25 protein-coding genes and 1 tRNA gene are annotated in these 25,897 nt (G+C 65.2%); 10 read left to right on the forward strand and 16 right to left on the reverse strand.

What is annotated here, in order from left to right:
• Positions 1–39: 39 nt before the first annotated feature.
• A complete protein-coding gene (locus sphantq_RS15115) occupies positions 40–951 on the forward strand; it encodes a sugar kinase (RefSeq protein ID WP_129925390.1) in 912 nt (303 codons plus the stop codon).
• A 49-nt stretch (positions 952–1,000) separates the two neighbouring features.
• Positions 1,001–1,074, forward strand: a tRNA-Gly gene (locus tag sphantq_RS15120).
• Positions 1,075–1,174: 100 nt separating this feature from the next.
• On the opposite strand, the gene sphantq_RS15125 is transcribed toward sphantq_RS15120, so the two are convergent.
• The 7 genes from sphantq_RS15125 to cyoA are packed head-to-tail and all read right to left on the reverse strand — an operon-like array spanning position 1,175 to position 8,014.
• Entirely contained in the window at positions 1,175–1,708 is a 534-nt protein-coding gene (locus sphantq_RS15125; protein WP_066605003.1) for a response regulator transcription factor, read from the reverse strand.
• Positions 1,698–3,023, reverse strand: a complete 1,326-nt coding sequence (locus tag sphantq_RS15130) for an ATP-binding protein (protein ID WP_272798907.1) — start codon at positions 3,021–3,023, stop codon at positions 1,698–1,700. The genes sphantq_RS15125 and sphantq_RS15130 overlap by 11 nt, the downstream gene beginning before the upstream one ends.
• Positions 3,020–3,724, reverse strand: a complete 705-nt coding sequence (locus sphantq_RS15135; protein WP_272800240.1) for an SURF1 family protein — start codon at positions 3,722–3,724, stop codon at positions 3,020–3,022. The genes sphantq_RS15130 and sphantq_RS15135 overlap by 4 nt, the downstream gene beginning before the upstream one ends.
• A 5-nt stretch (positions 3,725–3,729) precedes the next feature.
• On the reverse strand, positions 3,730–4,140 hold the full coding sequence (cyoD, locus tag sphantq_RS15140; RefSeq protein WP_129925393.1) for a cytochrome o ubiquinol oxidase subunit IV: 411 nt from the start codon (positions 4,138–4,140) through the stop codon (positions 3,730–3,732).
• Positions 4,137–4,781 (reverse strand): cytochrome o ubiquinol oxidase subunit III, encoded by a 645-nt coding sequence (gene cyoC, locus sphantq_RS15145; protein ID WP_066600961.1) that lies wholly within the window; start codon positions 4,779–4,781, stop codon positions 4,137–4,139. The genes cyoD and cyoC overlap by 4 nt, the downstream gene beginning before the upstream one ends.
• 6 nt (positions 4,782–4,787) lie before the next feature.
• Positions 4,788–6,806 (reverse strand): cytochrome o ubiquinol oxidase subunit I, encoded by a 2,019-nt coding sequence (gene cyoB / locus sphantq_RS15150; protein ID WP_272798908.1) that lies wholly within the window; start codon positions 6,804–6,806, stop codon positions 4,788–4,790.
• 56 nt (positions 6,807–6,862) lie between these two features.
• A complete protein-coding gene (cyoA, locus tag sphantq_RS15155; protein ID WP_066605005.1) occupies positions 6,863–8,014 on the reverse strand; it encodes a ubiquinol oxidase subunit II in 1,152 nt (383 codons plus the stop codon).
• 163 nt (positions 8,015–8,177) lie between these two features.
• Between cyoA and sphantq_RS15160 the strand changes: the two genes are divergently transcribed.
• Positions 8,178–9,512, forward strand: a complete 1,335-nt coding sequence (locus sphantq_RS15160; protein ID WP_272798909.1) for an MFS transporter — start codon at positions 8,178–8,180, stop codon at positions 9,510–9,512.
• On the opposite strand, the gene sphantq_RS15165 is transcribed toward sphantq_RS15160, so the two are convergent.
• Positions 9,509–10,369, reverse strand: coding sequence for a glycosyltransferase family A protein (locus sphantq_RS15165; RefSeq protein WP_272798910.1), 861 nt, complete (start codon positions 10,367–10,369; stop codon positions 9,509–9,511). The genes sphantq_RS15160 and sphantq_RS15165 overlap by 4 nt on opposite strands.
• 4 nt (positions 10,370–10,373) lie before the next feature.
• Positions 10,374–11,645 carry an ammonium transporter gene (locus sphantq_RS15170; RefSeq protein ID WP_272800241.1) on the reverse strand — a complete coding sequence of 424 codons (1,272 nt, stop codon included), beginning with the start codon at positions 11,643–11,645 and terminating at the stop codon, positions 10,374–10,376.
• 409 nt (positions 11,646–12,054) lie between these two features.
• Here sphantq_RS15170 and sphantq_RS15175 point away from each other — a divergent pair, with 409 nt between their 5' ends.
• On the forward strand, positions 12,055–12,393 hold the full coding sequence (locus tag sphantq_RS15175) for a hypothetical protein (protein ID WP_066605010.1): 339 nt from the start codon (positions 12,055–12,057) through the stop codon (positions 12,391–12,393).
• Between the two features lie 178 nt (positions 12,394–12,571).
• Here sphantq_RS15175 and sphantq_RS15180 read toward each other — a convergent pair whose 3' ends face one another.
• Positions 12,572–13,708: a pyridoxal phosphate-dependent aminotransferase gene (locus tag sphantq_RS15180; protein WP_272798911.1), complete on the reverse strand. Its 1,137-nt coding sequence runs from the start codon at positions 13,706–13,708 to the stop codon at positions 12,572–12,574.
• A gap of 59 nt (positions 13,709–13,767) precedes the next feature.
• On the opposite strand from sphantq_RS15180, the gene sphantq_RS15185 reads away from it, so the two are divergent.
• Positions 13,768–14,031: a hypothetical protein gene (locus sphantq_RS15185; protein ID WP_129925399.1), complete on the forward strand. Its 264-nt coding sequence runs from the start codon at positions 13,768–13,770 to the stop codon at positions 14,029–14,031.
• A gap of 128 nt (positions 14,032–14,159) precedes the next feature.
• On the opposite strand, the gene pgl is transcribed toward sphantq_RS15185, so the two are convergent.
• The 5 genes from pgl to sphantq_RS15210 all read right to left on the reverse strand — a co-directional run bounded on the left by pgl (position 14,160) and on the right by sphantq_RS15210 (position 20,043).
• On the reverse strand, positions 14,160–14,852 hold the full coding sequence (gene pgl / locus sphantq_RS15190) for a 6-phosphogluconolactonase (protein ID WP_272798912.1): 693 nt from the start codon (positions 14,850–14,852) through the stop codon (positions 14,160–14,162).
• A 5-nt stretch (positions 14,853–14,857) separates the two neighbouring features.
• Positions 14,858–15,334 carry a YbaK/EbsC family protein gene (locus sphantq_RS15195; protein ID WP_272798913.1) on the reverse strand — a complete coding sequence of 159 codons (477 nt, stop codon included), beginning with the start codon at positions 15,332–15,334 and terminating at the stop codon, positions 14,858–14,860.
• A complete protein-coding gene (gene galE / locus sphantq_RS15200; RefSeq protein WP_272798914.1) occupies positions 15,331–16,344 on the reverse strand; it encodes a UDP-glucose 4-epimerase GalE in 1,014 nt (337 codons plus the stop codon). Before galE ends, sphantq_RS15195 begins: the two co-directional genes overlap by 4 nt.
• A gap of 142 nt (positions 16,345–16,486) precedes the next feature.
• The gene (locus sphantq_RS15205) at positions 16,487–18,658 is read right to left on the reverse strand and encodes a 3-hydroxyacyl-CoA dehydrogenase NAD-binding domain-containing protein (protein WP_272798915.1); all 2,172 of its coding nucleotides are present in this window, start codon (positions 18,656–18,658) and stop codon (positions 16,487–16,489) included.
• Positions 18,659–18,834: 176 nt separating this feature from the next.
• On the reverse strand, positions 18,835–20,043 hold the full coding sequence (locus tag sphantq_RS15210; RefSeq protein WP_129925402.1) for an acetyl-CoA C-acetyltransferase: 1,209 nt from the start codon (positions 20,041–20,043) through the stop codon (positions 18,835–18,837).
• Between the two features lie 218 nt (positions 20,044–20,261).
• Here sphantq_RS15210 and sphantq_RS15215 point away from each other — a divergent pair, with 218 nt between their 5' ends.
• Positions 20,262–20,996, forward strand: coding sequence for a metallophosphoesterase family protein (locus tag sphantq_RS15215; protein ID WP_272798916.1), 735 nt, complete (start codon positions 20,262–20,264; stop codon positions 20,994–20,996).
• 49 nt (positions 20,997–21,045) lie between these two features.
• The gene (locus tag sphantq_RS15220) at positions 21,046–22,707 is read left to right on the forward strand and encodes an MFS transporter (RefSeq protein ID WP_443021492.1); all 1,662 of its coding nucleotides are present in this window, start codon (positions 21,046–21,048) and stop codon (positions 22,705–22,707) included.
• On the opposite strand, the gene sphantq_RS15225 is transcribed toward sphantq_RS15220, so the two are convergent.
• Entirely contained in the window at positions 22,708–23,310 is a 603-nt protein-coding gene (locus tag sphantq_RS15225; protein ID WP_066600983.1) for a nucleotidyltransferase family protein, read from the reverse strand.
• Between the two features lie 157 nt (positions 23,311–23,467).
• Here sphantq_RS15225 and folE point away from each other — a divergent pair, with 157 nt between their 5' ends.
• The 3 genes from folE (at position 23,468) to sphantq_RS15240 (ending at position 25,773) form a co-directional block, all read left to right on the forward strand.
• Complete coding sequence (gene folE / locus sphantq_RS15230) at positions 23,468–24,073, forward strand: GTP cyclohydrolase I FolE (RefSeq protein ID WP_066605013.1); 606 nt, start codon at positions 23,468–23,470, stop codon at positions 24,071–24,073.
• Entirely contained in the window at positions 24,070–24,909 is an 840-nt protein-coding gene (locus sphantq_RS15235; RefSeq protein ID WP_129925405.1) for an SDR family oxidoreductase, read from the forward strand. The genes folE and sphantq_RS15235 overlap by 4 nt, the downstream gene beginning before the upstream one ends.
• A gap of 84 nt (positions 24,910–24,993) precedes the next feature.
• Positions 24,994–25,773, forward strand: coding sequence for an enoyl-CoA hydratase-related protein (locus sphantq_RS15240; protein ID WP_272798918.1), 780 nt, complete (start codon positions 24,994–24,996; stop codon positions 25,771–25,773).
• Positions 25,774–25,897 lie beyond the last annotated feature (124 nt).

A 25,897-nucleotide genomic window follows, 5' to 3' on the forward strand; every position in this document is an offset into this window, starting at 1 on the left:
GCTGCGCACCACGCCGGCTCTATTGCGCAGGGAGCGGGCATGGCGACGAAGGCGACGATCACGGTCATTGGCGAAGCGATGCTGGAACTGAGCCGCGGCGATGGCGACAGCTGGAACCTGCGCTATGGCGGCGACGTCATCAACACGGCGATCCATCTGGCGCGGGCGGGCGACACAGTGCGCCTCGCCAGCGCGCTCGGCGCTGATCCGATGAGCGCGCAGCTGTGCGCCCAGTGGGAAGCGGAGGGCGTGGACACGTCGCTGGTGATCGCGGCGAAGGGCAGGCTGCCCGGTCTCTACGCCATCGAGACGGATGCGGCGGGCGAGCGCAGTTTCCATTATTGGCGCAGCGAGGCGGCGGCGCGGCGGATGTTCGACCTGCCGCAAAGCGCGGCCATGGTGGCGCAGGCGGCGCGATCGGACCTGCTCTATTTTTCGCTCATCACCCTGGCGATCCTGCCCGATGCCGGGCGGGAGGCGCTGCTGGACCTGTGCGCGCAGGTGCGAGCGCAAGGCGGCCGCATCGCCTTCGACGGCAATTATCGCGCCCGGCTGTGGGATGATGCTGCGACCGCGCGCCATTGGCGCGACCGGGCGATCGCGATCAGCGACGTGGGTCTGCCGACCCTGGCGGACGAAGTCGAGATGGGCGAGGCGGACGACGCCCGCGATGCGGCTGCGCGCTGGGGCGTGGGTGAGGGCAAGGACGTGGTCGTCAAGCTGGGCGGCGACGGCTGCCTGGTCGCGGGCGAGGTCGTGCCGATCCCGCGCCAACTGGACGTCATCGATTCGAGCGGAGCGGGGGACGCTTTCAATGGCGGCTATCTCCACGCCTGGCTTGCCGGCGCCAGCCCGCATGAGGCGGCGCTGGCCGGGCATCGCCTTGCCGGCTGGAATATCGGCCACCGCGGCGCGATCCCGGCGCGTGATGCAGAGGCGCCTTACGGCTGATCCCCGTTGACAGCAGGCCATAGCTTGCGCCATGGGCGGGAACCGGCGCGCGGGTGTAGCTCAATGGTAGAGCTTTTGCTTCCCAAGCAAGTGACGAGGGTTCGATTCCCTTCACCCGCTCCAACAGTCTATGGCGATGAACCCTCGTTTTTAGAGCGCTCCGCCGCGATGGGCTGCGCTGGGGGTTGGATTTCCTTCACCCGCTCCATTTTCAGATATGCCGTCAGCCGACCTGACGCTTCGCCAGTTTGCGGGCCAGGGTGCGGCGATGCATACCCAGTCGCCGCGCGGCTTCGGAAATGTTGAACTCGCTGTCCTTAAGCACTTCATGGATATGCTCCCATTCCAGCGTCTTGATCGACGTCGGCCGAGGGGCGAGCGGCGCTGCGGGATCGCCGCCGGAGCGGGCGAAGGCGGCCTCGATATCGTCGGTGTTAGAGGGCTTGGCCAGATAGTTGGTCGCGCCCAGCTTGATCGCCTCTACGGCCGTCGCGATGCTGGCGAAGCCCGTCAGCACCACGATCAGCATGGCCGGATCATGGGCGTGGAGCGCCTGGACACAGGCCAGGCCCGATTGCGGGCCAAGCTTGAGATCGACGACCGCGAAGCCGGGGCGGTTGTCGGCCAGCACGGCCATCACCGATTCCAGGCTGTCGGCCGACAGCACGCTATAACCGCGCCGTTCGAACGAGCGTTTGAGCGTGCGGGCGAAACCTTCGTCATCCTCGACGATCAGCAATTGCCGTTCATCCGTCATCATTCGCCTCCTCCAGCGCCAGCGTTGCAAGCGGCAGGCGCAGCAGGATCATCGCGCCGCCCTCCGCGCCGTTGCTGGCATCGACCCGCCCGCCCAGCTTGCGCACGACATTGACGACGAGAAAGAGGCCAAGACCGCCGCCCTGCTTGCCCTTGCTCGACCGATAGGGTTTGCCGACATCGGCCAGCATCGCCGCGTCGAAGCCGCGGCCATTGTCGCGCACCGCGATGTGCAGCCACTGGCTGTCGCGGCTGACCATCATGTTGATATAGGTCGCGCCCGCCTCGCGCGCATTGTCCAGCAGGTTGGTCACCGCCTGGCGGATCACCGGATCGGCGATGATGCGCGGATATTCATGCGGGCCGAAATCGCAGCGCAGCGGCATACCCGGATTGGCGATCCGCCAGTCGCGCGCGATGTTGTCGATGAAATCGCGGACATTGGTGACTTGGGGCGCTTCGCCGCGCGCTTCGCCGGCGGACATCAGGATGCCGGTCAATATGGTCTTGCAGCGTTTGACCGCCGCTTCCATCTCGCCCACTTCCTCGACCAGCGCGGGGTGCGCCTTGATTTCGGGCATGTGCCGCCAGTCGCCCAGCACCACGGCAAGCTGGGCCAGCGGCGTGCCCAGTTCATGCGCCGCGCCCGACGCCAGCAGGCCCATGCGCACGATATGCTCTTCCTCGACCGCCTGCTGGCGCAATTCCGCCAGATAATGCTCCCGCTGTTGCAGGTTTCGGGTCACGCGAGTCATGAACAGCACCAGCAGCACCGCGATCATCGTGATGCAGATCCAGGTGCCGACGATATGCAGGTCGAACAAATGCCCTTCCAGCGTTTCGCTGAGGTCGAGCGGACGATAGACGAAGGCCAGCATCGCCGTGCATAGCGTCGATACCGCCACGATGCCCCATACGCTCCACCGGTGCAGCAGCACCGCGCCCAGCGCCACCTGCACCAGGTAGAGGGACACGAACGGATTGGTCGCGCCGCCGCTCAGGTAAAGCTGGGTGGTCAGCGCGAACACGTCGAACAGCAGCGCCAGGAACAATTCGGCATGGGTGATGTCGGTGCGCCGGCGCAGCACCATCAGGCTGCCGATGTTCATCGCCGTCGCGATGCAGGGCACGACCAGCATGGATGGCAGCGGCAGGCGGATGTCCATGGCGAAATGGACGAACAGGATCGTCGCGACCTGCCCGGCGATGGCGATCCAGCGCAGCTGCACCAGCAACGCCATGTTGCGACGGCCGGCTGCGTCGGCAGGCCACCGGCCGGGCAGCCAGCGCATACGTCTTGCAGGCGGTGCGGTCATTCCCGGCGATCTTTTCCCGACTGGCGCATGACCAGGCTATAGGCCCCGGCGACCATCGCCGCCAGTATGAACCAGGTGATGGCATATTGCAGATGGCTGTTGGGGAAACGGACGACGGTCAGCCCGCCGACCGGCAGGGCGTCGGGCGAAGGCCCCGCCTGCGCGTCGATGAAATAGTTGGCGATCGGCATGAGCCTGCGCGTGGCGGCGATGGCGGCGACGTCGCGTGAGTACCAGCGGTCGGCGACGGGATCGTTGCTGCGCAGGAAGCCGCCGCCCGGTTCGGTCAGGCGCAGCAGGCCGGTCACGCGCACCACGCCCTGGGGCCGGTCGTAACGGGTCTTGGCTTCGGGCGGCACGAAACCACGGTTGACGAACAGGATCGCACCGTTCGCCTGGCGCAGCGGGGTGAGCACCCAATAGCCCGCGCCGCGGACCGTGGCGGCCTGCACCAGCGCGGCCTTGTCATGCAGGAAGATGCCGGTTGCGGTGACGCGGCGATATTCGTCGGCTTTGTTCGCTCTGGCCGGGGCTGGTCCCGGCGCGGCGTGGATGCGGGCATCAACGCGGGCGATCAGGTCGCGCTTCCATGCCAGCCGTTCCACCTGCCAGACGCCAAGCGCCATGAGGCCGACGAACAGGATCAGCGCGGCCAGCGTCAGGCCGACCGGGAACCCCGCCTTTTGGGGGCGGGGGTCCATGTCTGTCACGGCATCTGGCTCATGTCATGCGACATGGTCGGCATCATATTATGGTTCAAATGATACATGACCCAGGTCGATCCCGACAGGGTGATGACGACCAGCACCAGCGTGAAGATCAGCGCCATCATCGACCAGCCGCCTTCGGAACGGGTGTTCATGTGCAGGAAGTAGATCATATGCACCACGATCTGCACGATCGCGAAGGCCATGATGATGATCGCGGTGGTCTGCGGATTGGCGAAATAGCCGGTCATGACCAGCCAGAAAGGGATGGCCGTCAGCAAAACCGACAGGCCGAACCCGATCATATAGCTGCCCATGCTGCCATGTGCCCCGGCATCATGATGATCGTCATGGCCATGCCCGTGATTGGCGTGCCCATGATCGTTTTGGGCGTGATCGTGCGCGCTCATCGCAGCATTCCCATCAGATAGACAAAGGTGAAGACGCCGATCCAGATGACGTCGAGGAAGTGCCAGAACATGCTGAGGCACATCAGGCGGCGCTGGTTGGCGGGGATCAGGCCCTTTTTCGCAACCTGCACCATCAGCGTCACCAGCCAGATGCAGCCGAAGGTGACGTGCAGCCCGTGGGTGCCGACCAGCGTGAAGAAGGCAGACAGGAAGCCCGACCGCATCGGCGTCGCGCCCTCATGGATGAGGTGCGCGAACTCGTACATTTCGATGCTGAGGAACGCCAGGCCGAACAGGCCGGTGATGGCCAGCCAGCCCTGCGTCGCGCCGACCCTGTTCTTTTCCATCGCCAGCATGGCGAAACCATAGGTGATGGAGGAGAAGAGCAGCATGGCGGTGTTGAGGGCCACCAGCGGCAGGTCGAACAAATCTTTCGGCCCCGGCCCCGCCGCATAATTGCCGCCCAGCACCGCATAGGTGGCGAACAGGCAGGCGAAGATGAGGCAATCGCTCATCAGGTACATCCAGAAGCCCAGCATGGTGCTGGACCCTTCGGGATGATGCGGCTCGTGGGCCAGGTGGAAAAGCGGGTTGCCGTCCTTGTCGAGGAAGGCGGGGTCGATCGGAGATGCGCTTGCCATGACGATTTAACCCTGGCTTGCGAGCAGCGCGGTGCGCTCGCCCTCGGTGCGCTCCACCACATCCTTGGGGATGTAGAAGTCGCGCTTATAGTTGAAAGTATGGCCGATCGCGACGGCCAGGATGCCGACGAAGCTGAGGCCAGCGAGCCACCAGATGTACCAGATCATGCCGACCGAGAAGGCGATGGACAGCCCCGCGATGATGATGCCGGTGCCGGTGTTGGACGGCATGTGGATCGCTTCATAACCCGACAGCGGCCGCTGATAGCCGCGCTTCTTCATGTCGGCCCAGGCGTCATTGTCGTGAATGACGGGCGTGAAGGCGAAATTATAGTCTGGCGGGGGCGAGCTGGTCGCCCATTCCAGCGTGCGGCCGTTCCACGGATCGCCCGTCGTGTCGCGCAGCTTCTCGCGGTTGATGATGCTGACCGCGAACTGGACGAACATGCAGGCGATGCCGGCCGCGATCATCAGCGCGCCGAAGGCGGCGATCTGGAACCAGATCTGTAGCGAAGGGTCGTCGAACACGCGCATCCGGCGGGTCACGCCCATCAGGCCCAATATGTAGAGCGGCATGAAGGCGAACCAGAAGCCCACGACCCACAGCCAGAAGCTGCGCTTGCCCCATGTGGTATCCAGCGTGAAGCCGAACGCCTTGGGCCACCAGTAATTGATCGCCGCGAACAGGCCGAACAATACGCCGCCGATGATGACGTTGTGGAAATGCGCGATCAGGAACAGCGAGTTGTGCAGTACGAAGTCGGCGGGCGGCACGGCGAGCAGCACGCCGGTCATCCCGCCGACGGTGAAGGTCAGCATGAAGGCCACGGTCCACATCATCGGCAGGTCGAACCGGATGCGCCCGCGATACATGGTGAACAGCCAGTTGAACAGCTTGGCGCCAGTCGGGATGGAAATGACCATCGTCGTGATGCCGAAGAAGCTGTTGACGCTGGCGCCCGACCCCATGGTGAAGAAGTGGTGCAGCCACACGAGATAGGACAGGATCGCGATGACGACCGTCGCATAGACCATCGAACTATAGCCGAAGAGCCGCTTGTTCGAAAAAGTCGAGGTGACTTCGGAGAACACGCCGAACAGCGGCAGGATGAGGATATAGACTTCCGGGTGACCCCAGATCCAGATCAGGTTCACATACATCATGGGGTTGCCGCCCATGTCGTTGGTGAAGAAGGCGGTGCCGACATAGCGGTCCAGCGACAGCAGCGCCAGCACGGCGGTCAGCACCGGGAAGGCCGCGACGATCAGTATGTTGGCGCACAGCGAGGTCCAGGTGAAGACCGGCAGCTTCATCATGTTCATGCCCGGCGCGCGCATCTTGACGATGGTCGCGATCAGGTTGACGCCCGACAGCAATGTGCCGATGCCTGCGATCTGCAAGCCCCAGATATAATAATCGACGCCGACCCCTGGCGAATAGGCGATGCCCGACAGCGGCGGATAGGCCAGCCAGCCGGTGCGCGCAAATTCGCCCACGAACAGCGACATCATGACGATCACGGCACCCGCCGTGGTCATCCAGAAACTGAAATTGTTGAGGAAGGGGAAGCTGACGTCGCGCGCGCCGATCTGGAGCGGGACGATGTAGTTCATGATCCCGGTGATCATCGGCATCGCGACGAAGAAGATCATGATGACGCCATGCGCCGTGAAAATCTGGTCATAATGATGGGCGTTCAGATAGCCTTCCGACCCGTTGAACGCCATCGCCTGTTGCAGGCGCATCATCACCGCATCGGCAAAGCCGCGCACGAACATGATGAGGCCCAGGATCATGTACATGATCCCGATGCGCTTATGGTCGACGGTGGTGAACCAGTCGCGCCACAACATGCCCCATAATTTATATTTGGTGATGCCCGCGACGACGACGAGGCCGCCGAGCATGACCATGATGAAGGTGCCGACGACGATCGGCTCGTGCAGGGGCAGCGAACTCCAGTCGAGCCGACCGAATATCAGCTTCCAGATGCCGCTATTTTCAGAGGCGGGGGAGGGGGACATGGCGTCTAGCCTTCAGGCGAGAGAGGAAAGAAAGAACGGGGGCAGGGCATGGGCGATCACATGCCTTCATGACCGGCATGGCCACCGCCATGCCCATCGCCGTCCTGCTGGCCGGGGGCTTGCTTGCCCCGCGCGGCCGGGGTGCGGTCCGCGGCCGGGGTCATGCCCGCGGGCTGGGCGATTTCGCCCTTCTTGCCCGGTTCGACCGGATGATAACCGCCGACGTCGATCGTGCCGTCATGGCGCAGCCCTTCGACGTCATGCGCGGACTCCTTGCCCGCGCCGCCTCGGCTGTCGGTCATCATCACCGCGTCCATGCACTTCTTGCCCGGCTGCACGCACATGTTGAGCGCAGCGTGGAAAAGCCTGGGCTCGACGCCGCTGAAATACATCGGCGGCACCTTTTCGCTGGGCTGCTCCAGCTTGACATAAGTCGCCCGGTCCAGCGTCGCGCTGCTGGCCTTCACCTTGGCGACCCACTGGTCGAAACCGGCCTGGTCCACGGCGTGGAAGCGGAAGCGCATGTTGGAGAAACCGGCGCCCGAATAATTGGCGGAGAAGCCCTCATAATCGCCCGGCTTGTTGGCGACCGCGTGCAGCACCGTCTGCATCCCCGGCATGGCGTAAATCTGACCAGCGAGCGCGGGCACGAAGAAGCTGTTCATGATGGTCGAGGAGGTGATTTTGAACTCGATCGGCCGGTCGACCGGCGCGGCCAGTTCGTTCACCGTCGCGATGCCCAGTTCAGGGTAGATGAACACCCATTTCCAGTCCATCGCCACCACTTCGACCTGCAACCGCTTGGCGGCCGGATCGACCTTGCGCGCATGATCGACGCGATCGAGCGGGCGATAGGGGTCGAGCAGATGGGTGCTGCTCCACGTCACCGCGCCCAGCGCGATGATGATCAACAGCGGCGCCGACCAGATCAGCAGTTCCAGGCTGGTCGAATGATCCCAGTCGGGGTCATAATCCTCCGCTCGTCCCTTTTCCCGATATTTCCAGGCGAACCATATGGTCATCGCCATCACCGGAATGATGATCAGCAGCATCAGCGCGGTGGAAATCAGGATCAGGTCGCGTTGCTGCATTGCAACGTCGCCGGCGGGGGACAGGACCACCCAGTTGCATCCGCCCAGCGGCAGCAGCAGGAGTGGCGCGATTCGGCGCAGGAATGCGCGCTTGGTGGCGGGATGACGGGCTATCATGCGGCCCGCATTATCAGGATGGCCGGCGCGCGACATTGGACCTTTTGTCCTATCCCTGTGCATCTGCAAAATAGAGCATGGGTGAATTCATCACCGGGATGATTCGTCGCGCAACGAAGTGCGGCACGGATCGTTCCCGCAGCATGAAGGTCCGTTTTACCCCATGACTTCCGCGACGACCACGCCCAATTCGACCCAGGCGGAACGCGACGTGCGCCAGCTTCATGCCCATGGGCACAAGAAGATCGCGCCCGGCGAGATCGCGATCGGCGTCATCATCGGGCGGACGTCGGAATTTTTCGACTTCTTCGTCTATGCGATCGCGTCCTGCATCGTCTTCCCGGCGCATATCTTCCCCTATATGTCGCCGCTGATGGGGACGCTCTGGTCCTTCGCCATCTTCGCGCTCGCCTTCATCACGCGCCCGATCGGGTCGTTCATCTTCATGGCGGTCGATCGCGCTTATGGTCGCGGCGTCAAGCTGACCATCGCATTGTTCCTGCTGGGCGGATCGACGGCGGCCATCGCCTTCCTTCCGGGCTATGACACGATCGGCCATGGCGCCGCCTTCCTGCTGGCGCTGTTCCGCGCCGGACAGGGCGTGGCGCTGGGCGGCACTTGGGACGGGCTTGCTTCGTTGCTCTCGCTCAACGCGCCGCAGAACAAGCGCGGCTGGTATGCGATGATGCCGCAACTCGGCGCGCCGCTGGCGCTCATGGTGGCGGCCGGCCTGTTCGCCTTCTTCCTCAACACCCTCTCGACCGCGGACTTCCTCGACTGGGGCTGGCGCTATCCCTTCTTCGTCGCCTTCGCGATCAACGTGGTGGCGCTGTTCGCCCGCCTGCGGATCGTCGTGACGCACGAGTTCGAGCGCCTGTTCGAAAGTCGCGAGTTGCAACCCTCGCCGGTTATCGAAACCGTCCGCAGCGAGGGGCGCAACATCGTCATCGGCGCGTTCGCGCCTATGGCCAGCTTCGCGCTGTTCCACATGGTCACCGTGTTCCCGCTGTCCTGGATCGCGCTCTATACCGACCAGCCGCTGGAACGATTCCTGATGATCGAGGTAATCGGCGCGTTCGTCGGCGTGCTGGCGATCATCGTGTCGGGCTTCGTTGCCGACATGGTGGGCCGCCGGACCCTGATTGGATGGTCGGCGGTGGGGATCGCCATCTTCGCCGTCGCCGCGCCCTTGCTGCTGAACGGCGGCGATCTGGGTGAAGTCGCGTTCATGGTGCTGGGCTTCATCCTGCTGGGCCTCAGCTTCGGCCAGTCGTCGGGCATCGTGGCCTCCAACTTCCGCACCGCGACCCGCTATACCGGGTCGGCCCTGACGTCGGACCTCGCCTGGCTGGTGGGCGCGGGTTTCGCGCCGCTGGTGGCGCTTTTGGTGTCCGCCGAATTCGGCCTGGCCGCGTCGGGCGTCTATCTTTTGTCGGGTGCGGTGGTGACCGGGGTCGCCCTGTTCGTGAACAAGGAACTGGCCGGCCGCGATCGTTAAGAGGCCGCGCGCATCCTTTTGAGCGCCTTGCGGTCGAACCAGGCGGTGAGGCCGGGGCGCGGGCGGAAACGCGGCAGCCATTCGGAATAGAGGCTTGCAAGACGCGCGGGGAGGCCGGCCGGCCCCTCGCGCGTCATGATGTCCGACACGATCCGGTTCTGGTAGAAACGCACCGAATAGTTGACCAGCCGCTTATAATGCATGCGCCAGGTTTGGGGCCGGGCCAGGCTGACCTGTTCGCACAGGAAACCCGCATCGTCGCAGGGCACGACCCCCGCCAGATCCCAGGCGATATCCTTTTGCAGTCCGGTATGCGCCCAGGACGCCACCAGCCCGTCATCGCCGATCAGGTCGTCGGGCAGGCGCAGCCCGCGGGCGCGGATATCCCGCACGAAATTCCCAGACAGTGCATAGAGATCGCCGAACAGCCCGCCTTCGCTGTGGAGCGTGCCGCGATAGGTTACCGCCATCCGCCCGTTCATCGGCATCCCCGATGCGGCATTGGCGCGGGGGTGGGCGGCCAGATCGGCGACCAGCGCGTCGATCGACCCCGCTACGATCTGCGCATCGCCATCCAGGAAGACGACCGCATCCTCGGACCCGGTCAGCAGGCCATGGACCATATGGTTCCAGGTCCGCGATTTGCCGCCTGCCTCAATGTCATGGACGATGACATTGGCCCGGCCGGTCGCCGCTGCCCGCGCCCGCGCGACCGTGGCGTCGGTCGTGCCGTTCACCAGCACATGGAAGATTGTGTCCGCCCGGTCGAGCGGCAGGGACGCCAGGCAGGCGCCGATCCGGCGTTCTTCCTGATGGGCGAAGATGGCGACGGCGACGGAAGAGGGGGGGACCGTCATTGCCTTAACGGAAGTCCCAGCCCTGCTGGCCATGCTGGCTGGCGTCGAGGCCGTCGGCCTCTTCCTGCGCGCTTACCCGCATGGGGATGACGACCGACACGACCAGCGCGGCGATCGCGCTGCCGACCATCGCCCACAGCGCGACCACGACCAGGCCGATGGCCTGAGAGGTCAAGGCTCCGAGCAGGCTGATATTCGCGTCGAAGCCGACCCCGCCCAGCAGCGGCAGGACGAACAGCGGCAGCAGCAGTATGCCGGTCAGGCCGCCCAGCCCATGGATGGCGAAGACGCTCGCGCCGTCGTCGACCCGGCCGGACAGCAGCCCCATGCCGATGCGGGACACGCAGGCGGCGATGACGCCGATCAGCATCGCGCCGCCGGTGCCGACCAGCGCGGCGCTGGCCGATATGGCGGCGATGCCCGCCAGCGCGCCGGACAGGATGCCCGTCGCACTGGTGCGGGCGCTCAGCATCCGGTCGAGTAGCCCCCAGGTCAGCGCTGCGGCGCAGGCGGCGAAGAGGTGATTGAGGATGGCGGTCGCGGCGTCGTCCGTCGCGCCCAGCGCCCAGCCGCCGACCACGCCGGACAGGCCGATCCAGAGCAGCCCGCCGCCGGCCAGGCTGAGCAGCGGCGCATGGCCGGGATCGGACGGCTCGCGTCGTGCGCCTGCGATCAGGGCGAGAGCGAGCGCGGAAAAGCCCGCCACGCCATGCAGCACCAGCCCGCCGGCGAAATCCATGACTCCCAGGTCCGCGAGCCAGCCGCCGCCCCACACCGCATGGGCGACCGGGGCATAGACCAGCAGCAGCCAGAGCGGGGTGAAGGCGATCCACCAGCCGATCCGCGTCCGCTCCGCCACCGCGCCCACCAGCAGGCAGGCGGCGAGCAGCGCAATCGACAACTGGAACAGGACGAATGCCGATTCGGGCACCGTCAGCCCTTCACGCAACTGGGCGAGATTGGCGAGCAGCAAATTCGCGCCGCCGCCCAGCCAGGCGCTGCCCGGCGCATAGGCGATGCTGTAGCCCGCAATGGCCCAGGTCAGCGCGGCGACCGCCGCGACCGAGGCTCCCTGCGCCGTCACCGACACGGCGTTGCGCACATTGACCTGCCCCGCATGGCGCAGCATCAATCCCGGCAACGCGGCCAGCAGCACCAGCAGAGCGCACAGGATCATCCAGCCGGTGTCGCCGCTGTCGGCCACGGCCACCTGCGCCCAGGCAGGTTGCGGCATCGCCAGCATGGTCAGAAGGGGCAGGGCGAAGGAAATGCGCATCATCAAAACCCGGCTATGGACAAGTCCGCTGTGTCTAGCGGCGCTCTGGTAAAGTTTTCGATAAGCAAGGTCGATGGCGGTAGAGGATGGCGCGGGGGTGACGCCCCGGTCGAAGCGACCGCGACGCGCCACATGGGTCACATTCATGCGACAGCGGCGCGACGCCTACGTGACAGTGATGCGCCGATGGCGGAGCGCCAGGGCTGTCGGGGAGAGGCGGGTTCATCCAGAAGGATAGACCAGACAAAATCCTATGTTGAAAGCCTTCCGTGGACGGGCGTCTGGCTCGTCTTTCCGCCGATGGGTGGCGAGAGGCGGTTTACAGGTGCCGCTATGGTAATGGCGCTCCCTTCCCTTTAGAGGGGCGGCGCAGTTCCAAGACATTCATGCAGACGATGGCAGGTAGATGATGGCCCGCAAATATTCGAAACATGGTCGCTACGAAGACGTGGCTGTCGAGGAGGATGCGCCCGCGCCGGTGATAGACTGCTGGCTGTGCGGGCGGCCGACCGGCAAGACAATCGTCTGGCATCATCCTGTTCCCAAAAGCCGGGGCGGGCGCGATGTCGTTCCCATGCATGGCATCTGCCAGCAGACGCTGATCGCCAATTTCACCAATTCCGAATTGCAGCGCCATGGCACGGATGTCGAGGGCCTGCTGGCCCATCCCAATGTGCGCAAATTCGTCGACTGGGTGGCGAACAAAGACCCCGATTTTACCGCGACCACGGCCAAGAAGCAGCGTTAGGGCGCGCGACGATTTGCCTGCTGCGCTCGGATATGAGCAGGATGCCGGGTCAAGCCCGGCATGTGGAAGGGAATGCAGGCGACCGGAAGCGGACTGTCCCGCTTTGCCCTCTTCCGCCTTCGCGGGAGAGGGCTCAGGCAGCAGAACGTCTGCTACCCACCTCACTATCGCCACTAACTTAACGCTCGCCCTGCGCCTGAAACCACGGCGCCATCCGCGTGATCGCGTCCTCCACCCGGTCGGTGGACACCGCGAAGCTGAATCGGATGAAGCGATGGCCGTCCACGGGATCGAAATCGATCCCCGGCGCGGTCGCCACCCCGGTTTCGCGCAACAGCTTCTGGCAGAAGCGCAGGCTGTCTTGGGTCAGGTGGCCGATGTCGGCATAGATGTAGAAGGCGCCGTCGGGCGGCGCGATGCTGGCCAGGCCCATTGCGGGCAGGGCGTTCAGCAGCAATTGCCGGTTGCGGCGATAGCTGGCGACATGCCCCTCCAGTTCGTCGGTGCAATCGAAGGCGGTCAGGCCGGCGCGCTGGGCCAGCACCGGCGGGGTCAGGAACAGATTGCCCATCCGCGCCCGCGCCGCGTCGATCAGGGCGGGCGGCACCACGATCCAGCCCAGCCGCCAGCCGGCCATGCTGTAATATTTGGAAAAGCTGTTCACGATCACCGCGTCGGGCGCATATTCCAGCATGGAGTGAGCCGGTTCGCCAAAACTCAACCCATGATAGATTTCGTCGGAAATGATGCGGATGTCGCGATCGGCGCAGACCGCTGCGATCCGCGCCAGTTCGTCCGACGGGATGATCGTGCCGGTGGGATTGGCCGGGCTGGCGAGGATCAGCCCGTCCGGCGCGGGATCGATCGCCGCCAGCGCATCGGCGCTGATCTGATAGCGTTCGGCCGGGCCGCAGGCGATCTCGACCGGCTCCAGATAGAGCGCCTTTAAATTATTGCGATAGGCGACATAGCCCGGCCGCGCCGTCGCCACCCGCGCGCCCGGCGCGAACAGGCAGGTCAGCGCCAGCACCAGGCCGGGCGACGCGCCGCAGGTCAGCAAAATCTGTTCGGGGTCCACCGCCACGCCATGCCGCTCGCCATAATGGCGGGCGATCCGTTCCTTGAGCGGCATGCTTTCCCAATAGCCCATGGCCTCCGTGTCCAGCACATGATGCGCCGTGGCGATGGCGTCGGCGGGCGCGCCGGTGGAGGGCTGGCCGAATTCCATATGCAGGATGGACCGGCCCGCCGCTTCGAGCGCATGGGCTTCGCGGCTGATGGCGATGGCGTGGAAGGGGGATATGTCGGCGATCATGGCCGCGCTGGGTAGAGGGGCGTCGCAACCATGTCCATGGCCGCTACGTTCTAGCCGGCATGAACCAGACCCTGCTTGCCGCTTTACAATATTATGGTGCGGGCGCGGCGACGATCGCCGCGCTAATCGTATCGCTCAACCTGGGACGACGCATAACCGGATGGGCATTCGTCCTGTTCGTCACCTCCTCGATCGCGCTCACCGCCTGGGGTTTCCTGGACAAGGACAGCGAGGGGATAGGCTGGCAGAATGTCGCCCTGCTGCTCATCAACGCGGTCGGCGTGTGGCGCTATCTGATTTCCAAGCATGAGGTGCGGGATTGAATCCTGTCCTGCAAGGGGAGGGGGACCGTTCGCGAAGCGAATGGTGGAGGGGTGTCACCCTATCGATAGCGCGCTACCCCTCCGTCACGCGCTTCGCGCGCGCCACCCCCCCCTTTGCAGGGGAGGATTTATGCTTCCGCGATCCACACCTCAACCGGCACGACATCCTGCAACAGCGCCAGCCGGATCGGCAATTCCTCGACGACGCCACCCGCCAGCGCGCGATCATAGACCGCTTTCTTGGCCGCGCCGCTGATTTGCAGGAAGATATGGCGGCTCTGCGAAATCCCGTGCGCCGTCAGGGACATACGCTCGTGCGGCGCGACCGGGGGCGTCGCTGCGATGGTCAGCGCTTGGCTCGTCAGCCCTTCGGCCAGTTCCTTGCCTTCCGGGAAAAGCGACGCCGTATGTCCGTCATCGCCCATCCCCAGCAGGATGATGTCCAGCGGCCAGGGCAGGTCGGCGAAGGCCGCCTCGACCGCGGCTTGCCCCGCATAGGCGTTCGCGGCCGGCGTCTTCATCGGCACGAAGCGCGCCTGCGCCGCCGCGCCCCTGAGCAGCGTGTCGCGGACCAGCTTCTCATTGCTGTCGGCGTTGTCGGGCGCGACCCAGCGTTCGTCGACCAGTGTCACCACGACCTTGCCCCAGTCGAGATCGACCTGGCTGAGCGCTTCCAGCACTGGCCGGGGCGAACGGCCACCCGACAATGCGATGCTGGCGACGCCGCGCTGCGCGACCGCATCGGACAGGATCGTGGCGATGCGCGCGGCGATGTCGGCCGCGGCCTGCGCGCCGGTGGCGAAAAGATGTTCAATCGGCATTGGGCTCACTCGGCTGCTTGCGGAATCGTGCAGATGTCGATCCACGTCGCCCCGGTCAAGGCCGCCAGCCGATCGGGCGTCAGTTCGACCGAACTGGTGCGGGATCCGGCCGCGGGAAAGACGGTGGCGAAATCCTTGAGCGACAGATCGCAATAGACGGGCAGGGGAGAGGCGAGGCCGAAGGGGCAGACGCCGCCGACCGGATGGCCAGTGATCGCCTCCACCTCATCCGCGCCCAGCATCCGCGGCTTGGCGCCCAGCGCCGCCTTCGCCTTGCCATTGTTGAGCCGCGCGTCGCCCCGCGCGCAGACCAGCACGACCGTATCGCCCACCCGCAGCGACAGCGTCTTGGCGATCCGCGCCGGTTCGACGCCCAGCGCGGCGGCGGCCTCGATCACCGTTGCGGTGCTGACGCCATGGTCGATGATCGCCACATCGGGCGCGTGGGTCGCGAAAAAGGCGCGGACGCTCGCCTCGCTCATCCGCGCCCGCCTGTTTCACGGTCCTCCAGCTTGCGCTCCCACGCCAAAGCATGGGCGACGATCTGGTCCAGATCGGCATGGCGCGGCGTCCAGGGGAAGGTTTTCAGGATCGCGCCATTGTCGGAAATCAGCTTGCCCGGATCGCCCGCCCGACGGCCAACCATGACGCGCTCGATCGGATTGTTGGTCGCCCGATCGACCGCGTCCAGCACCTCCAGCACGGAAAAGCCCCTGCCATAGCCGCAATTGAGCAGATGGTTGCGATCCGACTCGGCGATCAAGGCCTCCAGCGCCAGCAGATGCGCGGCGGCCAGGTCGGTCACATGGATATAGTCGCGCACGCCCGTCCCGTCCGGCGTATCGAAATCGGTGCCAAATACGGCGACGCTCTCCCGCTTGCCCAGCGCCGCCTCGACCGCGACCTTGATCAGGTGGGTCGCGCCTGCCGTCGATTGGCCCGTCCGTCCCTGCGGGTCCGCGCCCGCGACATTGAAGTAGCGCAGCGCACAAAAGTTCATCGGATGCGCCGCCGCCACGTCACGCAACATATATTCGGTCATCAGCTTCGACATGCCATAGGGATTGATCGGCCGCTGCGGCGTATCCTCCCGCACCGCTTCGACGTCCGGGGTGCCATAGGTGGCGGCGGTGGACGAGAAGATGAAATGCGGCACGCCCACCCGCACCGCGCTTTCGATCAGGTCACGGGTCTTGGCGCTGTTGTTATGGTAATATTTCAATGGGTTATCAACGGACTCCGGCACGACGACCGATCCTGCGAAATGCATGATCGCCTTGATGTCATGCTTGCGCAAGGTCGCTTCCACCAACGGTTGATCGGCAATATCGCCGCGCACCAGCGGCACGCCGTCCGGCACCGCCCAGTCGAAGCCGGTGACCAGATTGTCGATCACGACCACGCCATAACCGGCATCTTTCAGCGCCAGCACGGCATGGCTGCCGATATAGCCCGCGCCGCCCGTGACTAGAACGGTTGGTTTGATGGTCATGCTCTCGCCCCGGTAACGCATGTGTTCCCGCGAAGGCGGGAACCCAGTCCGGCGGCAGGACGGGATTCCCGCCTTCGCGGGAACATGCTGAATGATGTTCGCTCTCAGCCCTATCCGAGAGTCTCGAACATTTACAGGGGGGTCATGCGGCCTGCGCGGTCGCAGGCCGGTAGAAGGTCGCGCCGCTCGCCGCCATCTCGCGCAGTTGCGCCGTCGGCGCAAAGCGCGGGCCATGCGCCGCCGCCAGCCGGTCCAGAACGGCCACGACATGGGCGATGCCGACCGTATCCATATGGCTGAACGGCCCGCCGGTGTAGGGCGCAAAGCCCCAGCCGAAGATCGCGCCGATGTCGCCATCCTCCGGCGTCTCCAGCACGCCTTCCGCGAAGCAACGGGCGCACTCGATCAACTGGCGATAGAGCAGCCGCTCCTTCACCGCCTCGACGCCGGGCTGCTCCGCGGCGCGCGGGAACATCTCGCCCAGCACTGGCGACAGATATTTCTTGCCGCCTGCGGGATAATCGTACCAGCCCTTGCCATTCTTGCGGCCCAGGCGACCGGCCTCGACCATCTGCACCATGATGTCGTCCGAACCCTGCGGCACATAGGCGTCGCCCAGTTCCTTCTTCGCGGCGCTCATGATCTTCCAGCCCAGTTCGATCGACACTTCGTCGCTGACGGCCAGCGGGCCGGTCGGCATCCCCAGTTGCTTGCCGGCATTTTCGATCAGCGCCGGATTGACGCCTTCGCCGACCAGCTCCGCGCCCTCCTGCACATAGGTGCCGAAGCTGCGCGAAGTGTAGAAGCCGCGGCTGTCATGCACGACGATGGGCGTCTTCTTGATCTGGCTGACGAAATCCAGCGCCTTGGCGATGGCGGCGGGGCCGGTCTTCTCGCCCAGGATGATCTCCACCAGCGGCATCTTTTCGACCGGTGAGAAGAAATGGACGCCGATGAAATTCTCCGGCTTCGTCCACGCCTGCGCCAGCTTCGTGATCGGCAGAGTGGAGGTGTTGGACCCGAAGATGGTGTCCGCGCCCAGAACCTCCTCAACCTTTTTGGTGACTTCCGCCTTGATGCTCACATCCTCGAACACCGCTTCGATCACGAAGTCCGCGCCCGCCAGATCGGCATAGTCGGTGGTAGGCGTCACGCGCGCCAGCGTCTGTTCCAGCTTTTCCGGCGTCATGCCCTTGCCCAGGCGCTTCTTCAGCACGTCTTCGACATGCGCCTTGCCCTTCTGCGCATAGGCCAGGTCGCGGTCGAACAGGACGACCTCTATCCCCGCCTGCGCGGCGACGGTGGCGATGCCCGCGCCCATCATGCCCGCGCCCAGCATCGCCAGTTTCTGCGTCGGCGCCTTGGCCTCGCCCTTGGGCCGGCGCGCGCCGCGTTCAGCCGCCTGCTTGTTGACGAACAGGGTACGAATCATGTTGGACGCCTGCGGGTCGGCGGCGACCTTGGCGAAATATTGGCTCTCGATCTGGATCGCCTTGTCCATCGGCAGGGTGATGCCTTCATAGACCGCCGACAGCAAAGCGATCGGCGCGTGCATGTTGCGCTGGGTCTGCTTGAGCGTCATCGGCAGCGCTCCGGCCATGGTCTGGACAAAGGCCGGATTGAAGCCGCCCGCGCCGCCGGGCACCTTATAGCCCTTGACGTCCCACGGCTGGGAGGTGGCGTTGGGGTTAGCCTTCACCCACTCCCGCGCCGCTGTGACCGCCGTTCCTTGCGGCACGACCGCATCGACCACCTTCAGCATCGCCGCTTCGGCCGGACGGAACAGCTTGCCCTGAAGCATATACATCAACGCGGCCTGCACGCCCATGATGCGCGGCAGGCGCTGCGACCCGCCGCCGCCGGGGAAAAGGCCGATCAGGATTTCGGGCAGGCCCAGCTGCGTCTTGGGGCTGTCGCCCACGAAACGGCGATGGCAGGCCAGCGCCAGTTCGAAACCGCCACCGACGCAGGCGCCCTCAATGGCGCAGGCGACCGGCTTGCCGCTGGTTTCCAGGCGACGGAACAGCGCGTTCAGCACGAACAGATCGTCGTACAACGCGGCCGGGGCGGGGGCGTCGCCCGCCTTCGCCAGCATCGCCCCGAAAAATTTCAGGTCCATCCCGGCCATGAAGCCGCTATCCTTGCCAGACGCGATGACCGCGCCCTTGATGCCCTCTTCGGACGCGATGCGCGTGATCGCGGCGTCCAGATCGGCCAGGAAGTCCGGGCCGATGACGTTCATCGACTGGCCGGGAACGTCGATGGTCAGCGTGGCGATGCCGTCGGCGTCGATGTCGAATGCGATGGTGTTCATTGGTATGGCTACCTTTCCCAACATCCGTTCGTCCTGAGTAGCCCCTTCGACTGCCTGCCAAGGCAGGCGCTCAGGACAGGCACTGAGCGAAGTCGAAATGGCGTATCGAAGGATGCTTCGATACGGGACTTCGACAAGCTCAGTCCCTACTCAGCACGAACGGTTTTATTCTTGTTTCAGATACGCTCGATGATGATGCCGGTGCCCATGCCCGCGCCGACGCACAGGTTGACGAGCGCCGTCCCCTTGCCGGTCCGTTCCAGCTCGTCGAGCGCGGTGCCCAGCACCATCGCCCCGGTCGCGCCCAGCGGATGGCCCATGGCGATCGCGCCGCCATTCACGTTGATCTTGTCATGATCGAGGTTCATCGCCTGCATGTAGCGCAGCACGACCGACGCGAAGGCTTCGTTCAATTCCCACAGGTCGATGTCGGCGGTGGACATGCCTGCGCGGGCGAGCAGCTTGCCGGCGACGAATTCCGGCCCGGTCAGCATGATCAGCGGTTCCGACCCGATCGACGCCATGGCGCGGATGCGGGCGCGGGGCTTCAGCCCATATTTGTCGCCCATATCCTTGTTGCCGACCAGCACGGCCGCTGCGCCATCGACGATGCCGCTGCTGTTGCCGGCATGATGGACATGGTTGACCTTCTCCAGTTCGGGATAGCGCAGCAGCGCCACCGTATCGAAACCGGGCATGTCCTCGCCCAGCGCGGCGAAGCTGGGTTTCAGCGCGCCCAGCGACTGCATCGTCGCGTCGGGGCGCATATGTTCGTCATGGTCCAGCGCCACGCGGCCGATCACGTCCTTGACCGGCACGATCGACCTGGCGAAGCGGCCCTCGTCCCACGCCTGCTTGGCGCGCTTCTGGCTCTCGACCGCATAGGCGTCCGCATCTGCCCGGTTGATGCCGAACTTGGTGGCGATCACGTCCGCGCCTATGCCTTGGGGCGCAAAATAGGTTTTGTAGGCGACCGCCGGGTCCATCGCCCAGGCGCCGCCGTCCGACGCCATCGGCACGCGGCTCATCGATTCGACCCCGCCGCCGATCGCGAACATCGCCTCGCCCGAATAGACTTTCGCGGCGGCCATGTTGACCGCTTCAAGACCGGAGGCGCAGAAGCGGTTGATCTGCACGCCCGGCACGGTCTCCGCGTAGCTGGCGTTCAGCACCGCGACGCGGGCGATATCCGCGCCCTGTTCGCCGACCGGGCTGACGCAACCCAGGATCACGTCGTCAACGTCCGCCGTGTCGATCTGGCTGCGATCGCGCACCGCTTCCAGCACCTGCGTCGCCAGTTGGATGGGCGTGATATCGTGCAGCGATCCGTCGGCCTTGCCCCGGCCACGGGGCGTCCTGACGGCGTCGTAAATATAGGCTTCCATGTTTTTCCCTCTCCGTGGGCTGCCCTGCGGGCGCACTGGATGTGGGGGAAATGTATTTACGTTTACGTAAAGTGCAAGTGTAAATGTATGGGCTTGATGCCGTTCCGCCCTGCCGTAGCGGCAGGGCGAGGCTGTTTCGCAAAACATCCGTACAACTGTCCAACTCCCTGTCGCACGCCGCCCTTTCGCCGTGCGAATCCCTGTGCCATTGACGGGCGATGCGGATCGCCATCCTCTCCGACATTCACGGCAATATCGCCGCGCTCGACGCCGTGTTGGACAATGTCGCAGGGCGGGGCGCGGATGCGATTGTAAACCTGGGCGATATAGTGTCCGGCCCGCTTTCTCCCTGTGAAACCGCCGACCGGCTGATGGCGCTGAACCTGCCCACGATCCGCGGCAATCATGAACGGCAATTGCTGACCCGGTATCCGGGCCATATGGGCGCGTCGGACCGCTATGCCGACGCGGTGCTGCAACCGCGTCATCGCGACTGGATCGCGTCTTTGCCCGAAAGTCTGTGGCTGGCCGACGATGTGCTGATGGTCCATGGCGCGCCGGGCGACGATCTTTGCTACTGGCTCGAAACGCTCGATCCTGACGGATTGCGGCCCGCCACAGCCGATGAAGTGGAGGCGCGGGCAGGGGGCGTCGCCGCCCCGCTCATCCTGTGCGGCCACACCCATATCCCGCGCATCCACCATCGGCCGGGCGGCGGGATGATCGTCAATCCCGGCAGCGTCGGCCTGCCCGCTTATGATGACGACCATCCCATTCCGCATAAGGTGGAGACGGGATCGCCCCACGCCCGCTATGCGATCGTCGAGCGGACGGCAGGCGGATGGACGGCCGAACTGATCGCCGTCGGCTATGATTGGGACGCCGCCGCCCGCGCGGCTGAAGCGCACGGCCGGGCCGATTGGGCCGCCGCGCTGCGGACAGGTCGCGCCTAGAAGCGTTGCGCGTCGGCCGTTGCGGCCTATATCCCCCTGCATGGATAGCGTGACGCAAGCCCCGACTCAGCAAACCCCTTCGCCGCTTTCCATCCCCATCTTCCGCGCGATCTGGACCGCCAGCCTCGCGTCGAACTTCGGCGGCCTGATCCAGTCGGTTGGCGCGGCCTGGATGATGACCTCGCTCTCGGCCTCGCCCCAACTGATCGCGCTGGTCCCGGCCGCGACCACCTTGCCGATCATGCTGCTGTCGCTTTGGGCCGGGGCGGTCGCCGACAATCTGGATCGGCGCAAGGTGATGATCGCCTGCCAGGCGTCGATGCTGATCGTGTCCACCGCGCTGGCGCTGACCGCCTGGGCCGGGCTGGTCACGCCCTGGCTGCTGCTGGGTTTCACCTTCCTGATCGGCTGCGCCACCGCGATCAACGGTCCCGCCTGGCAGGCGTCGGTCGGCGACATGGTGCCGCGCGCCATCCTGCCCAGCGCGGTCGCGATGAATTCGATGGGCTTCAACCTGGCGCGCAGCGTCGGCCCGGCGCTGGGCGGCGTGATCGTCGCGGCGGCGGGGGCGGCGGCCGCTTTCCTGACCAACGCGGTCAGCTATATCGCGCTGCTGACGGTCCTGTTCCGCTGGCGGCCGGACCTGCCGCCCAAGCTGCTGCCGCGCGAGCGACTGGGCGTCGCGATGCAGGCGGGCCTCAGCTATGTCGCCATGTCGCCCAATATCCGTCTGGTGCTGTTGCGCGCCGCGGTCTTCGGCGTGGGCGCGAGCGCAGTGTCTGCGCTGATGCCGCTGGTCGCGCGCGACATATTAGGCGGCGGGGCGCTGACCTTCGGCCTGACCAGCGGGGCGTTCGGCATTGGCGCTGTGCTCGCTGCGCTTTCAACCCGTCATCTGCGCGCGCGTTTCTCGGTGGAAACGATGGTGCGGTCGGCCGCGCTGATCCTGGCGCTGGGCACCGCGATCACCGGCGCGAGCGGCTGGCTGGCGCTGGCCTTGTTTGGCTATCTGCTGGCGGGCATGGGCTGGGTGACGGCGCTCGCGACCTTCAACGTGTCGGTGCAGATGTCGGCGCCGCGCTGGGTCGTCGCGCGGGCGGTGTCGCTTTATCAAATGACCGCCTTCGGCGGCATGGCGATCGGCGCATGGATGTTCGGTTGGATCGCCGAGCATCATGGCGTGGTGGAGGCGCTCTATGCCTCCGCCGCCGCGCAATTCGCCGCCGCGACGCTGGGTTTTCTTCGCCCGCTGGCGCAGACTGGAGAGGATAATCTCGACCTCCAGAACAGCTGGCGCGAACCCGATACGGCCGTGCCGGTGGAGCCGCGCAGCGGCCCGGTGGTCGTCACCATCGAATATCGCATCCCGGCCGGTTCGGTCGTGCCCTTCCTGTCCGCGATGAGCGAGCGGCGGCGCATCCGCCGGCGCGATGGCGCCCATGGCTGGACGCTGATGCGCGACCTCGGCGATCCGGCTTTATGGGTGGAGCGCTATCATGTCTCGACCTGGCTCGATTATGTCCGCCACAACCAGCGGCGGACGGTGGCGGACATTGACAATAGCCAGGCCATTCATGCGCTCCATGCCGGGCCGAACCCCCCGGTGGTGCATCGGATGCTGGAGCGCCAGACCGGATCGCTGCCGATCAGTCGCGCGCCCGATCCGCGCGAAATGGGCGATCCGATGACCGATCCGACGCGGTCGAATTGATTATTGCTGTGGCGTTACCGGCCGCCAGCCGGGCAGATCCTCCGGCGTGTCGACGTCGTGCAGGACATTGCCGCTCGTCTCGATCTGGATGCCGTGGCTCAGCAGCGCGCGCGCGCCCTGGTCGCCTTTCAAGGCCAGCAATTCGGGGAAATGCTTGCGCCCGATGAATGCGGGCGGGGAGGAGGAGAAGCCGTCGGTGGAGGCGACCACGGACCTGATATCCTCCGCCGCCAGGCAGATGCGGTTATAATGGGTCTGCGGCACGTCGGGCATGTCGGCCAGGCAGATTAATATGCCGCGTATCTTCATATTGGGCATGACATGTTCGACCGCGCGCACGATGCTGCCCGATATGCCCTCTTCGGGCCGGTCGTTGACGATGATGGTATAGCCGCGCCGGTCCAGCTTGCGGTGGATGACCGGGGCGTCCGCGATCGGGCGCACGACCGCGATCAATTCGGCGAAGGCCATGGACGCGACCGTTTCCAGCACATGGGCGGCGAGCGGCTTGCCGCGCAGGTTGGCCATCAGCTTGTCATCGTCGCCAAAGCGGGAAGATGATCCGGCCGCCAGCAGGACGGCGGCGATCCGTTCAGTGCGCATGATAGGTGAAACGAAAATACATGGTCTTGTGGCGATCCCGATTATCCCTTGATCTGCCACCATGGCGATCTTGTGTCCAGCGGTCCCGAAAGACACTGGCCATTGCAAACCCCAGCCGCCATATGCGACGCCAACAGCATAAGGAGTGGCCCTGTTCATGGCATGTGAACTCGAAACGGAAACCGTCGGCGACGGCAAGGAGCCGGTCCCGGCCGAAGTCAGCGAGGCGATCCGCACCCTGATCCGCTGGTCGGGCGATGCGCCCGAACGCGAAGGGCTGGTGGAAACGCCTGAACGGGTCGCGCGCGCCTGGCGCGAATATTGCCGCGGCTATGGCGACGACCCGGCCTATCATCTCTCGCGCATCTTCCATGAAGTAGGCGGCTATGACGATGTGGTCCTGCTCAAGGGCATTCCGTTTCAGTCGCATTGCGAACATCATATGGCGCCGATCGTGGGCCAGGCGCATATCGCCTATCTGCCCGGCGATTATGTGGTCGGCATTTCCAAGCTGGCCCGCGTCCTCCACGCCTTCGCCAATCGGCTCCAGGTGCAGGAAAGGCTGACGTCCGAAGTCGCCAACTGCATCTGGGATCACCTGAAGCCCCAGGGTGTGGCCGTGGTGATCGAGGCGACCCATGGCTGCATGACCGGGCGCGGCGTGCGCACGCCGGGCGTCATCATGAAGACCAGCCGTATGCTCGGCGTGTTCCGCGACGATGAAAAGTCGCGGGAGGAAGTGCTGAAGCTCATCGCTTCATGAGCGACGACAAGGAACCCGCCTATCGTCCCCTGGGCAAGGCACGCAGCGACGCCGCGCCGGTCGGTGCGCCGCTGGCGCCCAAGCGGCTGGCGCTCGTCACCGGCGGGCATCGGCGGCTGGGCGGCATCATCGCCGCCGCGCTGGCGAAGGCCGGCCATTCGCTCGCCATCCACGGCAGCCACGACACCCGGCTCGATTCCCATCTGGCGCTGACGTTCGAAGCGGAAGGGACGGAATGGGAGGGCTTCGTGGTCGATTTCGCCGATCCCGAAGGGGCGGAGGAACTGGTGGCCAAGGTGGCGGATCGCTTCGGCCGGCCGCCGGACATATTGATCAACAGCGCCGCCCTGTTCGGGCAGGACCGGCTCGACACGGTCACCGCCGACGACCTGATGCGCCATTATGCCGTCAACTGCGCCGCGCCCACTTTGTTGACCAAGGCGTTCGCCACCATTCCGGCGGGCGTTGGCGATCGCTGCATCGTCAACATTCTCGACCAGCGGATCGACCATCCCCATGCCGACCAGCTGGCCTATACATTGTCCAAGCTGGCGCTGGCCGGACTGACCCGCACCAGCGCCAGCAGCCTGGCGCCCAAAGTGCGGGTAAACGCCGTCGCGCCGGGCCTGACGATCGCGACGCCCGATTATGACGAAGCGCAAATGGAGCGGCTGGCGGAGATGATGCCGCTTGCGCGCCTGCCGCAAGCGGAGCAGATCGCGCAGGCGGTGCTCTATCTGGTCGAAGCGACTGCCGTGACCGGGCAGACGCTCTATGTCGATGGCGGGGCGCACCTTAAAAGCTATGATCGCGACTTCATGCATCTGTGCCGATAGGCTCGGCGCAAATGCGTTGCGTTGGGGGCTGGCGAAGCGCCGCCCATGGCAATAGAGCGGTCCCAAAGCTAAAAGGAGACGGCGATGACCTATGAAACCATCCTGGTCGAACAGCGCGACGCGGTGACGCTGATCACGCTTAACCGGCCACAGGCGCTGAACGCGCTCAACAGCCAGGTCTTGAAAGATCTGAGCGCGGCCTTTGGCGCCTTTGACGCCGATCCGACCCAGCGGTGCGCAGTGCTGACCGGCAGCGGCGAAAAGGCGTTTGCGGCAGGCGCCGACATCAAGGAAATGGTCGATAAGGACGCCGCGGACTTCTTCCTGGAGGATTTCTTCTCCGGCTGGCAGACCGGGGTGGTCGGGACCCGCAAGCCGTGGATCGCAGCGGTGCAGGGCTTTGCGCTGGGCGGTGGGTGCGAACTGGCGATGATGGCCGACTTCATCCTGGCCGGCGATACCGCGAAATTCGGCCAGCCCGAAATCAAGCTGGGCGTCGCGCCCGGCATGGGCGGGTCGCAGCGCCTGACCCGCGCGGTGGGCAAGGCCAAGGCTATGGACATGTGCCTGACCGGCCGGATGATGGACGCCGCCGAAGCCGAACGCGCCGGGCTGGTGAGCCGCATCGTCCCGGCCGCCGACCTGCTGGAAGACGCGCTCAAGACCGCCGCGGCGATCGCCGCGATGCCGTCCATGGCGGCGATGGTGAACAAGGAAATGGTCGACATCGCCTTCGAAACCGGCCTGGCCCAGGGCCTGCTGACCGAACGCCGCCTGTTCCAGATATTGACCGCGACGCAGGATAAGAAGGAAGGCATGACCGCCTTCGTCGAAAAGCGGCCAGGCGTCTGGCAGGGGCGCTGAGCGCCTCCATCTGCCCAATATACGGCGTGCTCCCGCGGAGGCGGGAACACGCTGCTCTGTCTCGCCCCGTTGAATATCCCGTCATCCGCTGAGAAATTCTCATTGGTCCATGGCGGGTATTCCC

It is taken from the genome of Sphingobium sp. AntQ-1, from assembly GCF_028538045.1.
GTDB classification, from domain to species: Bacteria; Pseudomonadota; Alphaproteobacteria; order Sphingomonadales; family Sphingomonadaceae; genus Sphingobium; species Sphingobium cupriresistens.

Bases quoted from the DNA above. Each gene is read 5' to 3' on its own strand.
- sphantq_RS15115 (WP_129925390.1), top strand. From the start codon at position 40: ATGGCGACGAAGGCGACGATCACGGTCATTGGCGAAGCGATGCTGGAA.
- sphantq_RS15125 (WP_066605003.1), bottom strand. From the start codon at position 1,708: ATGACGGATGAACGGCAATTGCTGATCGTCGAGGATGACGAAGGTTTC.
- sphantq_RS15130 (WP_272798907.1), bottom strand. From the start codon at position 3,023: ATGACCGCACCGCCTGCAAGACGTATGCGCTGGCTGCCCGGCCGGTGG.
- sphantq_RS15135 (WP_272800240.1), bottom strand. From the start codon at position 3,724: ATGGACCCCCGCCCCCAAAAGGCGGGGTTCCCGGTCGGCCTGACGCTG.
- cyoD (WP_129925393.1), bottom strand. From the start codon at position 4,140: ATGAGCGCGCACGATCACGCCCAAAACGATCATGGGCACGCCAATCAC.
- cyoC (WP_066600961.1), bottom strand. From the start codon at position 4,781: ATGGCAAGCGCATCTCCGATCGACCCCGCCTTCCTCGACAAGGACGGC.
- cyoB (WP_272798908.1), bottom strand. From the start codon at position 6,806: ATGTCCCCCTCCCCCGCCTCTGAAAATAGCGGCATCTGGAAGCTGATA.
- cyoA (WP_066605005.1), bottom strand. From the start codon at position 8,014: ATGATAGCCCGTCATCCCGCCACCAAGCGCGCATTCCTGCGCCGAATC.
- sphantq_RS15160 (WP_272798909.1), top strand. From the start codon at position 8,178: ATGACTTCCGCGACGACCACGCCCAATTCGACCCAGGCGGAACGCGAC.
- sphantq_RS15165 (WP_272798910.1), bottom strand. From the start codon at position 10,369: ATGACGGTCCCCCCCTCTTCCGTCGCCGTCGCCATCTTCGCCCATCAG.
- sphantq_RS15170 (WP_272800241.1), bottom strand. From the start codon at position 11,645: ATGCGCATTTCCTTCGCCCTGCCCCTTCTGACCATGCTGGCGATGCCG.
- sphantq_RS15175 (WP_066605010.1), top strand. From the start codon at position 12,055: ATGGCCCGCAAATATTCGAAACATGGTCGCTACGAAGACGTGGCTGTC.
- sphantq_RS15180 (WP_272798911.1), bottom strand. From the start codon at position 13,708: ATGATCGCCGACATATCCCCCTTCCACGCCATCGCCATCAGCCGCGAA.
- sphantq_RS15185 (WP_129925399.1), top strand. From the start codon at position 13,768: ATGAACCAGACCCTGCTTGCCGCTTTACAATATTATGGTGCGGGCGCG.
- pgl (WP_272798912.1), bottom strand. From the start codon at position 14,852: ATGCCGATTGAACATCTTTTCGCCACCGGCGCGCAGGCCGCGGCCGAC.
- sphantq_RS15195 (WP_272798913.1), bottom strand. From the start codon at position 15,334: ATGAGCGAGGCGAGCGTCCGCGCCTTTTTCGCGACCCACGCGCCCGAT.
- galE (WP_272798914.1), bottom strand. From the start codon at position 16,344: ATGACCATCAAACCAACCGTTCTAGTCACGGGCGGCGCGGGCTATATC.
- sphantq_RS15205 (WP_272798915.1), bottom strand. From the start codon at position 18,658: ATGAACACCATCGCATTCGACATCGACGCCGACGGCATCGCCACGCTG.
- sphantq_RS15210 (WP_129925402.1), bottom strand. From the start codon at position 20,043: ATGGAAGCCTATATTTACGACGCCGTCAGGACGCCCCGTGGCCGGGGC.
- sphantq_RS15215 (WP_272798916.1), top strand. From the start codon at position 20,262: ATGCGGATCGCCATCCTCTCCGACATTCACGGCAATATCGCCGCGCTC.
- sphantq_RS15225 (WP_066600983.1), bottom strand. From the start codon at position 23,310: ATGCGCACTGAACGGATCGCCGCCGTCCTGCTGGCGGCCGGATCATCT.
- folE (WP_066605013.1), top strand. From the start codon at position 23,468: ATGGCATGTGAACTCGAAACGGAAACCGTCGGCGACGGCAAGGAGCCG.
- sphantq_RS15235 (WP_129925405.1), top strand. From the start codon at position 24,070: ATGAGCGACGACAAGGAACCCGCCTATCGTCCCCTGGGCAAGGCACGC.
- sphantq_RS15240 (WP_272798918.1), top strand. From the start codon at position 24,994: ATGACCTATGAAACCATCCTGGTCGAACAGCGCGACGCGGTGACGCTG.